The sequence below is a fragment of the Cohnella hashimotonis genome (genome assembly GCF_030014955.1).
Lineage (GTDB): Bacteria > Bacillota > Bacilli > Paenibacillales > Paenibacillaceae > Cohnella > Cohnella hashimotonis.
Genome location: NZ_JAGRPV010000001.1, coordinates 5,621,898 through 5,633,918, shown reverse-complemented (window position 1 = coordinate 5,633,918; position 12,021 = coordinate 5,621,898). Strand labels below are relative to the sequence as shown.

The 12,021-nt window shown below is 59.4% G+C and carries 8 protein-coding genes; 3 read left to right on the top strand and 5 right to left on the bottom strand.

Features of this window, described 5'->3' with window-relative positions; all coding sequences use genetic code 11:
• Positions 1–423 precede the first annotated feature (423 nt).
• Positions 424–1,182, top strand: a complete 759-nt coding sequence (locus KB449_RS22750; RefSeq protein WP_282910536.1) for a C40 family peptidase — start codon at positions 424–426, stop codon at positions 1,180–1,182.
• A 404-nt stretch (positions 1,183–1,586) separates the two neighbouring features.
• On the opposite strand, the gene KB449_RS22745 is transcribed toward KB449_RS22750, so the two are convergent.
• From KB449_RS22745 to KB449_RS22725, 5 genes are all read right to left on the bottom strand, one after another.
• Complete coding sequence (locus KB449_RS22745; RefSeq protein WP_282910535.1) at positions 1,587–1,922, bottom strand: ribosomal protein L7/L12; 336 nt, start codon at positions 1,920–1,922, stop codon at positions 1,587–1,589.
• Positions 1,923–2,069: 147 nt separating this feature from the next.
• Entirely contained in the window at positions 2,070–5,801 is a 3,732-nt protein-coding gene (locus KB449_RS22740) for a non-ribosomal peptide synthetase (RefSeq protein WP_282910534.1), read from the bottom strand.
• Positions 5,802–5,913: 112 nt separating this feature from the next.
• Positions 5,914–7,665, bottom strand: coding sequence for a methyl-accepting chemotaxis protein (locus tag KB449_RS22735; RefSeq protein ID WP_282910533.1), 1,752 nt, complete (start codon positions 7,663–7,665; stop codon positions 5,914–5,916).
• 395 nt (positions 7,666–8,060) lie between these two features.
• Positions 8,061–8,681, bottom strand: coding sequence for an acyltransferase (locus KB449_RS36575; protein WP_350356240.1), 621 nt, complete (start codon positions 8,679–8,681; stop codon positions 8,061–8,063).
• Positions 8,678–9,919, bottom strand: coding sequence for a hypothetical protein (locus KB449_RS22725; RefSeq protein ID WP_282910532.1), 1,242 nt, complete (start codon positions 9,917–9,919; stop codon positions 8,678–8,680). The genes KB449_RS36575 and KB449_RS22725 overlap by 4 nt, the downstream gene beginning before the upstream one ends.
• A gap of 276 nt (positions 9,920–10,195) precedes the next feature.
• On the opposite strand from KB449_RS22725, the gene KB449_RS22720 reads away from it, so the two are divergent.
• On the top strand, positions 10,196–11,251 hold the full coding sequence (locus tag KB449_RS22720) for a glycoside hydrolase family 88 protein (RefSeq protein ID WP_282910531.1): 1,056 nt from the start codon (positions 10,196–10,198) through the stop codon (positions 11,249–11,251).
• Positions 11,220–12,011, top strand: coding sequence for a hypothetical protein (locus tag KB449_RS22715; RefSeq protein ID WP_282910530.1), 792 nt, complete (start codon positions 11,220–11,222; stop codon positions 12,009–12,011). Before KB449_RS22720 ends, KB449_RS22715 begins: the two co-directional genes overlap by 32 nt.
• Positions 12,012–12,021: the final 10 nt, after the last annotated feature.

Genomic DNA, 12,021 nt, shown 5'->3' with positions numbered 1-12,021 from the left:
GGGGCTCGAGACCTGCGAGTATAGCGCAAAATTGAGTTATTTCCGTGTGCGGGAGAAAGCGGCGGGCGAGTGGGTGGTTCGAGACCTGCGAGTATAGCGCAAAATTGAGTTATTTCCGTGTGCAGGGGAAGCGGCGAGCGAGCGGGGGGCTCGAGACCTGCGAATATAGCCCAAGACTGCGCTATATTCGTATGTGGGGGGCAGAAGCGGACGAGTTGCCGGGTTGAGCGATGGTCATGCATGAGAATAATATGGATATAGAGGTAGGTTGATGAGAAATTTCTCAACATATTTTAATAAATAACGAAATTTTATGATACATCGGCGTTTTTTTCCTTCGTGGTAAACTTTAGGCTGTTTCAAATGTGATATCGTGGGTTCCGAGGCACACACAAACATACATACATCTCGGGAGGAACTCACATGTCTAAAACCAAGCCTGCATTTATGCGTCGGGTAATCGCTGTCGGCCTTTGCGCCGCGATCGGCCTGGGAGTCGTTACGGCCGGACAAGCTGTATCCGCACCCAAGGCGTCCGCCGCCACCTACTATAATACGAAGATCAAATATGGCGTTAACCTGCGGGTTAGTGCGTCGGCTGGTTCCGGCGTGATCCGGATGATCGGCAAAGGCGAATCGGTCCATGTCGTCGGTCAAGCGAACAGCTACTGGCTGCATGTATTCGATCAGAAAGGTAACTCCGGTTATATCTCGTCCAGCAGCGAATATACGAATTATGTTGGAGGCGGCAGCAGCGGCGGAGGCACGGCCCCTTCAGCCGGCGGAGGCGGAAGCGCGAAGGCCGATCAGGTCATCGCTATCGCGAAGAGCTACATGGGCCGCGTCAGCTACGATTACGGCACGCGCAATCCATCCAAGTTGATCTTCGACTGCTCGGCCTTCACCCAGTTCGTCTTTGCCAAGATCGGCGTCGATCTGAAGTGGGGCACGAAGTCGCAGAAGACTGCCGGTTCGTTCGTGAGCAGGAGCAACTTGGCCAAGGGCGATCTCGTATTCTTCGATACGATCGGCAGCAATAACGGCGTCATTAATCACGTCGGCATCTACATGGGCAACGGCCAGGTCATCCACGACACTCCGTCCGTCGACGGGCTCCTGATCAGCTCGATCAACTCGGGCTTCTGGTCGACGCACTACGTGACCGCGCGTCGTGTACTTTAATCGCGGCATTCCTAAATAAAAGCCTGCATACGTGCAGGCTTTTAGCCGGTTTGACGAGCTTAAGCGGAAATGCCTGCAAATCAGCAGGCATTTAACTGTGAAGCCCGAAATTCCAAAGGAAAAGAGAGAAAAGCCTGCAGATTCGCATCTTTTCTCGATCAAGGTTTGTCATACACGAAAAAGGATGTAAATTTGCAGGTTTTCGTTTGTTATGCCTCAAGTAGGCAAATCTCGCACGGGGGGAGCGTCGTCCGATCGCACATCGCTCCTGCGGGGCTCCCGAGGGGGGCGCGGTCCGTTGTGCGTTCAGGCGGCAACCTGGGAGCCTTCTCCGGTTGCGCTCCGGCGAGATGATTGGCTTTCGTCGTCGCGGCGCATCATTTCGATGCGGAGTGAAGGGAACGCTACGGTCGCATCGTATCAACGTAATCTTTGGCACCCTTCAGCGAGAGACCTGTAGCTTCCCGCAATACCTTGATTGCCTCGATCCGCTTGCCGCCTGTCACCAAATGCTGCAGCCGCTCCTCCAACTCGGAGGTTAGCTCCATCGGACTTAAGGGGGGCGAGGCGGGGGAATCGACGGCAGCCTGCTTGGCAGCGGGATATGCCTCCGGTCTGCCTTCCAGACGGGCAATATCGTATTTGAGCTCATTCAAGCGGGCGTGCAGGCCGATGAGTCTGATCATCAGAATAATGGATATTAATAATGAAATGAGAGCCCAGACTTCTGCGCGGTCCATTACATATCCCCTTTCTCAAAAATGACTCTCCCAAGCTTGGGATCACACCTATTATAGCAATTAAAACGGGCATGACATATCTAAAGGGTTACCCCCGCCAGCAAACCGCGCTGGTTAAGGGTAACCCTTTTTCTAATCTATGGGCAGCTAAACCCCCGCCGTCCCGCCTTGCAGCTCCGTTTGCAGGAGCGTCTTCGGCGCCGGAAAATAGCCGATCGAAACGGCATAATCGATCATCTTGCGAAGATAGCGCTCATCCGCCGGCGCGCAGCGGATGTCCGTCCCGTCCAGGAACGAGGAGGTGGCCGGGCAGCCGTAACGGTAATCGGAATCCTTGGCGCCGTCGCCCTCCAACTGGGCGATCGCCAGCTTCACGGCTTCCGGATCCTTGGGTATTGCCGTATCGAACAGCCACTTCGAATAATCCGCGAAGTCGAGCGTCTCCACCGGGTAACCGAGCGCCGCCAGCATCCCGATCATCCGGTCGTAGCGAATCGGTTCCGGATTGCAGATGTGGAACAGCCGTCCCGCGGTGTCGGGACGCAGCACCAGATGCACGATGGACTTGCCCGCATAATCGATCGGGGTGAAGTCGACGTCCCAGTGCGCTTTCGGCGCTTTGCTAAGCAGCAGCATCGCTTTGATCATGCGGTAGAACGCGTTGTTGTCGATATTCTGCTGGAATCTGCCGCTCTCCGCATGGCAGGACAGGTTGCCCGCCCGGTAGATGCTGACTGCCAGACCGCGGTCCGCCGCGGCCATGAGCCACCGTTCCGCTTCGAGCTTGCTCTGCGTGTACAGATTGTCGACCTTCAGACCCGCTTCGAACGCGGTACGCCCAAGCTGTTCTTCCCACTGCCCGCTCAGCGCCAGATCTTCCGGAATGCCGAGGGTCGAGATATGGTGAAACCTCACGCTGCGGTCCGATCCCTCGGCCAGCTCGATCAAATGGCGGGTCGCGAGGACGTTCGATTTGTCGAACTGATCCGCGTCCCCGAAATGCCGCACGTCCGCGGCGCTGTGCAGGATTGCGTCCACATTCTCGCCGACGAAATGCGCGTCCGCCGGCGACAGCCCCAGCCCGGGCTGCGACAGGTCTCCCTCCACGACATAGACGCGACCGTCTAGCAGATCGAGCGCCGAGTCGCCGAAATAATGCACAAGCGTCTTCTGAATGCGGAACTGCGCCGAGTCCGCGCCGCTCGAGCGTGCGAGGCAGATCACCTTGGCCTCGCTCTGGACGAGCAGTTCGTAGAGCAGATAGGCGCCGAGATAACCGGTCGCTCCGGTCAGCAATATGGCAGACGGCCGCTCATGACGCCGTTCGTATGCCGGCACCGCAGACGGTTGCCCCAAAACGGCGGGATGCTCCACCAGCGGGACGACCTCGCCCCCGACGTACGCCTTGCGGGGTGCGCCGCCGCCGGCGCTCATTCGATCCGCGCGTTCGGCCAGCTTCTCGATCGTCCGGCATTCAAAAAAGTCGTTGATGCCGATATCCGGGAACCGCGGCTTAAGCGGGACGAGCACCCGGATAATCGCCAGGGAATCGCCGCCGATCTCGAAGAAATCGTCGCGGATGCCGACTCTGCCCAGGCCGAGCGCATCCTGCCAGGCGGCCGCGATGGCGGCCTGGGTTTCGTTGACCGGCGGCGCAAAGCTTTCGTCGTCGCGCTTCGATTCTTCCTGCAGCTCGTATCCGGCGAGCTTCTTGCGGTCGATCTTGCCGGTCGGAGACAGCGGCATGTCCGTCAGCTGGACGATCTGCTTCGGCACGAAGTAGGCAGGCAGCTTTTCGCCTAGCAGATGCTTGATGTCGGCGGCGAACACCCGTTCTCCGTCCTTTGAGGTGAAGAAGCCGACGAGCATGTTCTGGCCGTCCTTCTCTTTTTTCGGCACGACGGCAATGTTCTGTACGTTCGGAATCTTGGCAAAAGCATCCTCGATCTCCCCGATCTCGATCCGGTGCCCGCGAATCTTGATCTGCGAATCCCGGCGGCCGACATACTCGATCGTGCCGTCCGGCAGCAGTTTTGCGAAGTCCCCGGACTTATAGATCAGCTTGCCCGGCTCGAACGGATTCGGGACGAACGCTTCCCTGGTCTTGTCCGGCTGATTCAGGTAGCCCTTCGCCAGGCCCACGGTGGAGATAAGCACTTCCCCGTGGACGTTGACCGGGCACAGCCGATTCTCTTCGTTGACGATGTAAACCTTGTAATTGCCGATCGGCCGTCCGATCGGCACGTTCGCCAGATCGTCCGGGATGTAATCCTTGATCGTATGGGTCGTCGTGCAGACGGTGCACTCGGTCGGCCCGTACACGTTCACGATCGCGATAGCGTCTTTGAATTTTCTCTGGAAGGCGCGCACCTGCTCCCCGTACAGCGCTTCGCCGGCTACCGTGATCAAGTGGACGCGGGACAGCTTTCGGTAACCCTCTTCGGACAAATAAGCGGACAGCTGATTGAAAAACACCGTCGGCAATATCGCGACGATCGTCGTCCCCGTCCGCTCGACCGCCTCGGCGAAGTCTTCGACCGACATCCGCTCGGCAGGGGACAGCAGGTACAGCTCGGCACCGTAAAATAACGCGCCGATCGTATCCCATACGGAAGCGTCGAAGCTGTACGTCGCAAATTGGGTCAGCACGTCGTCAGGCCCGATCCGGCAATCCTTGCGGACCGATTCCCCCAGGTTGACGACGCCTTCGTGCGCGATGAGCGCGCCCTTCGGCCGGCCTGTCGAGCCCGACGTATAAATGACGTACGCGAGATCGTGCGGGCCGGCGCCCGCTTCTGGATTGGCCGTGCCGTCATATGCAGGAAATCCCGCCTCGACGTCCACGATGGCCTTGACCGTCCCGATGCCCCCGCACAACCGTTCCGCGACAGACAGGTATTTGCCTTTTGTCAGCACGAACGCCGACCCCGTATCCTCCACGATATAACGATTCCGCTCTTCGGGATGCTCGGGATCGACGGGGACGTATACGCCGCCGGCCTTCAGGATGCCGAGCAGGCTCGCGATCAGCTCCGCGCTGCGCTCCATCAGGATCGTGACGAATTCGCCTTTGCGAAGGCCGCGGTCCATCAGCATGCGGGCCGTTCGGTTCGCCTGCTCGTTCAACTGCCGGTACGTCCATTTGCCTTCTGCCGAGGAGACCGCCGTCTTGTCCGGATAGCGTGCCGCTGCCTTCTCGATCATGCCGTGAATGGTCGCGTCCCGATCGTAATTGGCCTCCGTCGCGTTCAGCGCCGCATAGACCGCGGCATCTTCCTCCGTCAGCAGGTCGACCCCTGCGAAGCTCGCTGACGAGTCCGCAAGCGCAGCTTCCAGCAGGGCCGCATAGTACCGGATGTAGCGGCCGACCGTCGCTTCGCGGAAGAGAGACGTATCGTATTCGACGATGACGACCCAGCCGTCTTCGCGCTCGCGGAGCTGCCAATTAAGCAGCTCATGCTCCGCGCGAAGCGGGAAGCCGACGGAAAAGCGGGACTCGCATTTGCCGTCGAACGGCGGCTCCGGCGCGATCAAGCTGCGGTGAACGGCGTCGCGCAGATCGCCGAACGTCCTGGCCGCAGCCGCGTCGACGAGCACGGGCGCGTCGCCCGCCGCCGTCGCGATATCCGCCGCAATCTCCCGCTCGCCCGACAGGCGGCAGATCCATGCGAAGTAGACGGCCGCAAGCAAGGCGATATCGTGATTTCCCTCCCTTCTTGATTCCCGGAGCATCCGGGTTAATGGTTCGTTTAAAACGTACACGGTCGTAGCGTAAGCATAAGTGCGGGTATGACGGGAGAAGTCCATCGGCAGCAAGAGAACCGGCGGTTGCGATTGGCGCGTGGGAGACCGGTCGATTGCAGAACGATTCAAAGCCATTTTTTTGTTGCCTCCATTGCTAGAATGGAGACGCACCCCATCCCAGAGAATTGAGTGCGTCTCGGTTGGATCCGGAAGAGTGCGTATATGAAGCTGTCGAAAACGAAACGTTTTAACGTTGAACCTTGAAGCGTTCGACCAACTGCTGCAGCTCGGCGGACATCGCGGCCAACCCCGTCGAGGATTCGACGATGGCCCGCATCGATTCCTTCTGGTCGGCGATCGATTCGTTGATTTTGGCGCTGTTCGCAGCGGTCTTGCCGGCGGATGCCGACAGCTCCGCCGAGGTGGCGGTCAATTCCTCAGTGCCGGCAGACATCTGCTCGGTCGAGCTGGACACCTCCTGGATTTGGAGCGCGACGTTGTTCGTGGCGTTCAGAATGCCGGCGAACATCCGCTCCGCGTCGGAGGCGACCTCCTTGCCGATCCGGACCTCGTTCGTGCCTTGCTCCATGGCGGCGGCGGCAACGGCGATCTCGGTCTGGATTTCCTTGATCAGCTCGGTGATCTGGTTGGCCGACTGCGCCGAGGCCTCCGCGAGCTTGCGGACTTCGTGCGCTACGACGGCGAAGCCCGCGCCGTACTCGCCGACCCGTGCCGCTTCGATAGCCGCATTGAGCGCGAGCAGGTTGGTCTGGCTCGAGATGCCCGTGATGATCGCGACGATGTTCTCGATTTCCTGGGACCGGCCCTCCAGCAGCTGGACCGCATTCGTCGTACGAGAGACGAATTGCTCGATTTGCCCCATTTGATCGGACACCTGCCGGACGACCTTGTTGCCCTCGAGGGAGAGCTTCTCCATCTCGGTCGCTTCGTCCGCGACCTGGGAGGAGTTGGCGGCGATGTTTTGGATCACGTTGGCCATCTCGGCCATCGCCTTGGCCCCGTCGCTTGCGGCCTGCTCCTGGGTCACGACGCTTACGGTAATTTCCTGCATGTTGGCGGTCATCGTGTTCATGCTGGCATCATTTTGCTCCGAGACGGCGTGAAGCGATCTGGCGGAGGAGGTCAACGCGAGGGACGTTTGCTGGACCTTTGCGATCGTATCGTTGATCCGGCCGACCATATCGTTGAACTTGTCGTTCAGCATGCCGAGATCGCTCTTTCCCGCCTGCAGCTTCACGTCCAGATTGCCCTGGCTCACTTGCTCGATGCCCCGGATCAATTCCTTGATCGGTCTCATCATGCGGCGGGCGACGATGAACTGGATCAACAGAATGACGGCGAGCAGAATGAGAAGGATGGTGATGCCGTAGGTCAGCAGCTTGCCAAGGCCTTTGGAGACTGCGCTGGCATCCACGTCGACGGCGAAATAAGCGAAGGTGCTTCCGTCGGCGTCTTTGATCGGATATGCGATCGTCGTCCAGGTGCCGAAGCTGTCGGAATAGATGGTCGTGAAGGTGGGCTTCCCGGTGTGAAGCATATGGGAGAGCGCGTCGGCGACGATCTTCGGCTGCTCGTACATGTCCCCGACGTTCAGCTTCGCTTCTTCGAACGCCGTCACGAGGCTGGTCGGCATCGCGGCGATCGACGTTTGGTTGCCGTTCGTCAGTTCGGTGCCAAAGACGTATGCTTGGGCGATGTTCGGATTGTTTTTGTTGACCTGGTCCAGATAAGCGGTCAGTTCCGTTTGAACGGGGTCTTTATAGCTTTTTTCGGCCATCGCCTGCCGGATCTTGTCCGCTTCGATGCCCTTGGCCCAGTTTTCCGTGACGACCTTGATTTGGCCGCGCAGCTGGTCGATCAGAATGTTCTTTTCAACCATGTATGCGGAGGTGATCAGCGCCGCTCCGATGAGGATAATGTTAATAAAGGACAAAATTAAGTTTTTGGAGAAAAAGGACATTTTAAGCAGTTTCTTCACTAAACTCCGCTCCTGTTGTATAATTTGCATCTGGGTCCGTTTCGGCTCGATTGCGTTTCTTTTTCTAGGACCTACGTCTATGGTCGCAATCGCCGCTCAATGATTGCCTTTCGCGTATAAAATTCCCTCCTTATCCAAGTTACCGACAATCTTTTATCGAAATTAAAAAAGCCAAAAGTAATAGATTTGCTTAATTTTTACTTAAATTTTCAGCATATTAATCTTTTATACCTATGTAAATTATTACATAAGTCCTAGTCGATGCTGAGCGGCTTCTTGGAACTGACTGATCGTTTCCTCACGGATCTAACCACATCGCGAAGCCTCCCGACAACGAAAAAGTCCCCTCCATCAGCAAACGAGGGAGGAGACTCTATGAAGACGCTGGCGGCCTCTTATTTATGCCCGGAGTCGGGCTGTTCTTGCGCGGAGCGGTGTCCGATCACCCTGGCCGGTACGCCCACGGCGATGCTGTAAGGCGGGATATCCCTGGTGACGACGGACCCGCCTCCGATCACGGAGCCGCGTCCGACCGTCACGCCTGCCGTGATATTCACGCGTCCCGCTATCCAGACGTCATTCTCGATTGTGATCGGCGCAAATTCGATACCCTGCGTCCTAATCGGCCGATCCGAGTCCTCGAACCGGTGGTTGCCGGCGACGATGACCGCGTGCGAGGCGATCCGCACGTCGTCGCCGATCGTGATCAGGCCGTCGGGACGGTCCGCCGTCCCGTAGCCGACGATGTTCGAATAGGCTTGAACCGAGCAACGCCGGCCGATGGTGACGCTGCCCTGCAGCAGGACGCCAAGCGCGATCGACGATTGCTCGCCGATGCTTATGACGCCCTCGCGCGGATGGATGCGCGCTTCCGGGCTGATCAGGCAGGTCGGATGAACGGTCGCTCCGGAATGGCGGGACGCCAACCAATGTCCGGCGCGGCATGCGAGGCGTTGCCCCAAAGTGCGTCTGGCAGGCATGCTGTAACCGCCGTCGATTAGCGTCCACCAGCTCATGCCAACGCCTCGGCTACGTCGACTTCGCAAACCGCGGCAAGGTCGCCCGGCAGCGTGTTGACGAGCAGCTTGCGGCCGTCGGGCGAAAATACGGGATGATGGCAGACGCGGTAGCGATTCCTGCCGCGAGGCTCCGTGTCCCCGAACACGCGGGGAAGCGACAAGCGGCGGATGACCCCGCCCGTGCGAACGTCGATGAACAGTACGGTGCCCGGAATGCCGCTCTCGTCGGTGACGAGCAGATTGCGGTCGGCAGGCGAGACGCTCGGATGTCCGCCGCTGTGATGCTCGCTGATTTTCCGATAGCCGCTTCCGTCGTAGCGCACCTCGGCCAGGCACATGCGCGTCGGGTCGGCCGGGTCCGGTCCGTAACCGACGAGGCGTTCGCCGTCCGGATGCCAGGACCAGTGGACGCCGGAGCGTTCATAGCTCAGATCGATGGCCAGCCGCACGTCGCGGAGCTCGCGGTCGGCCGTAAAGATGTAAGCCAGTCTAGGCTCTCCGCGGCCGCTATTAACGCAGTGATTGCCGAAGTAGAACAGCAGTCTGCCGCCACCCGGGCTCCAACGCACGCAATAGCACATCAGCGTCAAGCCTTCTTCGAAGCCAAGCCGCCGTTGCAGCTCTCGCTCGCTCTCCAGGATTCGCGCACGTTCCGGGTGCCGGTCCAGCACGTCCGCGACGCTCAGCGCCAGAGCGGCTTGCTTGGGCTCGAACGCGTAGCGGAAAAGCCCATGCTCGCGGCGATGCAAAAAAGGTACCGGCGCAAGCGCTGGCTGAAAGCGGCCATAGCCGTAGCCCGCAGCATACAGCATGCCCATCAGGCCGGAAATCAGCGGCTCGCCCAAGGGCGGTGCGCCTTCCATATCGCCGTCGATCGCGAGCTCCTCTCCCGAACGCAGATGGCGGCGAACGATCCGCGGCCGTTCCAGCGAGCCGGATTGATAATATACGTATTGCCCGTCGGGGCTCCACGTCTGCCATAGCCCCGTATGGTAAAAGCCCGAATGAAGCGGCGTACGGCCGAACCGGTCGATAACCCGCCTTTCCGCGTCCAACACGAGCGCTTCGCCTGTTCCTCCCGCGAGATCGCCGCCCGCAATCAGCAGCCTGCCGGAACCGTCCGGCGCATACGGGCTGACGGTATAGTAGCTGTGCACGCACCAGCGGTCTTGGACGGGAATCGGCCGTAAAAATGAAGCTTTGACTCCTGCTTCGGGATTAAAACTGGAATGCATATGCGCTGCCTCCGATCGCTTCATGCTTGCCTTTTAATTGCATTGTACCGGCTCGCTCTAGCGGATCGCCATTGAGGATATGACCAACTTTTGCACAAAACGATTAGCATGGGGGGCCTCTCGGCGAATTAGCGATTCCGGCAGATCGGATAAATAATGATTGTTTCCTTCATGTAGGTAAGCGGAGGCATTCCATAAGATAAAGGTGCGCGGCAAAAAGAGATCCGATGCCGCTCAAGCGAATCTTATAAATCGAGGAAAGGAGGCGGATGCGAAATGAATCCGCTGTACATGGCGCAGAAGCTGTTCGAGCGCTACGCGCACATCGAGGAGGTCAAGCATTATTACGGCTTGCTTGCGATCTTCGGACTGCTCCAGACAGCCGAGGAAAAGCAGGATGCCATGCTCCTGGATAAGGGGCGGGCGCTTTTATCCCGCTTTCCCGAACGAATCGGGCATCCCGCATACAACTTTCCGAGTTATGCGATCGGAGGCATTCCCAAGGCGTATGCGCTCTTGAGAGGGTGGATGCCGGAGGCGGAGGCGCAGGTCCGGGAATACGCGGAGGAGATGCTGACGGCGCCTCGCGACCGGAACGGAATCATGTCCTACCGATACGAACCGGAGCAGGAGAAGATATGGATCGACGTCGCCACGGCGGTCACGCCTTATCTACTTTATGCGGGGCTTGCGCTCGGCGACGAACGCTACGTGGAAGAGGCGGCCCGGCAGACGTTTCTCATGTACGAGGAATTGCTCGACGCGTCCAACGGGCTGCTCCATCAATGTAAAAACTTCAGCGGGCCGGGGCGGCATTCCGAGGATCACTGGAGCAGAGGCAACGGTTGGGGCTACCTTCCGCTCGCCGAGCTTGTGCGCCTGCTGCCTCCGGCTTCCCCGCACCGGCCGAAGGCGGAGCGTTACTTCAAGGCGCTGTCATCGGCACTCTTGCCCCATCAGTCGAAACGGGGCCTGTGGAGGCAGGAGATTCCGTTCGATCATTCCTACGAAGAATCTTCCGGCACCGGACTAATTCTGTATGGAATGGGCGTCGGCTTGCGGATGGGATTGCTCGACAGGGAAACGTATGAACCCGCATTCCGTCTGGGGATTTGCGGCTTGAGCGCGTATTGCATCAACGACGATTTCTCGACGGAACTGAGTTGTCCCGGTTGTCTTTGCCCGGGCGAAGGCGAGGAGAAGGGGACAGTCAAGGCATACGTAACCTTGAGGCTGCCGCGCCGCGACGAGCTTCACAGCTTCGGGCCGCTGATGCTGGCACTGACGGAGGCGTATCGCAATGGAATTTACCAGCTATCGCGGGAGGCTTGAGGGCGTGCCGATCCCGTTTCGAAGCGAGATGCGTTTTCTGATGGAAACGTCCGCAGGCGTGCCGAACCGAATCGGTAAACGCAACGAGAAGCCGCCCGTACGGGCGGAGCCGAGGGCATGGACAGAAGCGGCGGACCCGGACGGCGTCAGCGCGGAGCTGAAGCGCAACGGCATTCGGATGTTCCGTACCGAGGCCGCGGCGCAGTACGGAACTCCGATCGTTCGGGCGGAGCGAACCTGGATTGTATTCGCGCCGCATGCGTTTTTTATCGTCGACCGGATCGAGGCGGTGAAGCCCGTCAGGACGGAGAGCACGTTTTTGTTCGGCGCCGACGGCGACCGTGTGGCGGTGAAGACGGCTGCCGAGACGAAGCTCGTCATCCGGAGCGGCGGGGCCGGCATGAAGTTTTTCCAGGTGCTGTCGGTCTCCGGCGACGAGGCGAACGAGTGCCGTCTATCGCGCGGCCATGACTCCGAACGGGACCCGGAGGCGGAGACCGGCCCGCAGCTCTGCCGCTATACGAGCGAGTTGTACCGCTGCAGCCACACGGTCGTCTACGCCGCGGCGCTGGACGATACCGAGGCTGTTCGCAAGTGGCATATCGTCCTGCTGGCAGCCCGGCATTTCTACGTGGAGCCCCCGGCAAAGGACGGTGGCTGCGCATTGGAGCTCGCGGAGGACGAGGCGCTCATCGTGAGCGATCGCTCGGCAGGCAAGGCGTACCGAATCGACCGCGACGGCCGTCTGTCTGTCGTCTAGCGCATTGCGT

Bases quoted from the DNA above. Each gene is read 5' to 3' on its own strand.
- KB449_RS22750 (WP_282910536.1), top strand. From the start codon at position 424: ATGTCTAAAACCAAGCCTGCATTTATGCGTCGGGTAATCGCTGTCGGC.
- KB449_RS22745 (WP_282910535.1), bottom strand. From the start codon at position 1,922: ATGGACCGCGCAGAAGTCTGGGCTCTCATTTCATTATTAATATCCATT.
- KB449_RS22740 (WP_282910534.1), bottom strand. From the start codon at position 5,801: ATGGCTTTGAATCGTTCTGCAATCGACCGGTCTCCCACGCGCCAATCG.
- KB449_RS36575 (WP_350356240.1), bottom strand. From the start codon at position 8,681: ATGAGCTGGTGGACGCTAATCGACGGCGGTTACAGCATGCCTGCCAGA.
- KB449_RS22725 (WP_282910532.1), bottom strand. From the start codon at position 9,919: ATGCATTCCAGTTTTAATCCCGAAGCAGGAGTCAAAGCTTCATTTTTA.
- KB449_RS22720 (WP_282910531.1), top strand. From the start codon at position 10,196: ATGAATCCGCTGTACATGGCGCAGAAGCTGTTCGAGCGCTACGCGCAC.
- KB449_RS22715 (WP_282910530.1), top strand. From the start codon at position 11,220: ATGGAATTTACCAGCTATCGCGGGAGGCTTGAGGGCGTGCCGATCCCG.